This is a genomic window from Micrococcus lylae NBRC 15355, from assembly GCF_001570885.1.
GTDB classification, from domain to species: domain Bacteria; phylum Actinomycetota; class Actinomycetes; order Actinomycetales; family Micrococcaceae; genus Micrococcus; species Micrococcus lylae.
In genome coordinates this window covers 1-813 of record NZ_BCSN01000115.1, presented here as the reverse complement: position 1 = coordinate 813, position 813 = coordinate 1, and the positions used below count along the sequence as shown (strand labels likewise).

Annotated in this window: 1 pseudogene; it reads left to right on the top strand. The window is 69.4% G+C overall.

The features are described 5' to 3' along the window. Window positions 1–733 (top strand): annotated as a pseudogene (locus tag MLY01S_RS11920) (NAD(P)/FAD-dependent oxidoreductase); the annotation flags it as partial. Between the last annotated feature and the right edge of the window lie 80 nt (window positions 734–813).

Genomic DNA, 813 nt, shown 5'->3' with positions numbered 1-813 from the left:
GCAGGTCACCATCTCCTATCGCTCCGCGAAGCTGGGCTACGACTGGCCCGAAGGCATCGAGGAGGTGCCGCTGTTGAACCGGGTGGACGGCAGCACCGTGCACTTCGCCGACGGGCAGTGCCGCGACGTGGACATGATCATCCTCTGCACCGGCTACCACCACCACTACCCGTTCATGCCGGGCGAGCTCTCGCTCTCCGGCCCGAACACCGTGTACCCGGAGGGCCTCTACCGGGGCGTGGTGTGGCACGAGAACCCGAAGGTCCACTATCTGGGGGCGCAGGACCAGTGGCTGACGTACAACATGTTCGATGCCCAGGCCTGGTACTCCCGCGACCTCATCCTCGGCCGCGCCGAGCTGCCGTCCGCTGACGAGCGCGCGGCACACATGGCGGACTGGAAGGCCCGCTTCGAGGCGATCCCGGGTGAGATCGAGGAGGCCCGCTTCCAGTGCGACTACGTGGAGGACCTCATCGAGCAGACGGACTACCCGATGTTCGACCTGGACGCGGTCTTCGAGATCCTCGCGAGCTGGAAGAAGGCGAAGAAGGCCGGGATCATGACCTACCGCGACCACTCCTACCGCTCCGTCATGACCGGCACCATGGCCGCGCAGCATCACACGCCGTGGCTGGAGGAGCTGGACGACTCCCTGTTCCGCTACCTCATGGACCCGGAGGTCGTGGCCGCTGAACGCGCCGACGCCGGCCAGGGTTCCGGTCTCATGCGCTGACGCCGGCCCCGCGCCGCGGCCGCAGCCTCGGCGGGTCGGGGCCGGGCCCGCCCCAGCGGCCCCCGCCCCGCCCCGCGGCC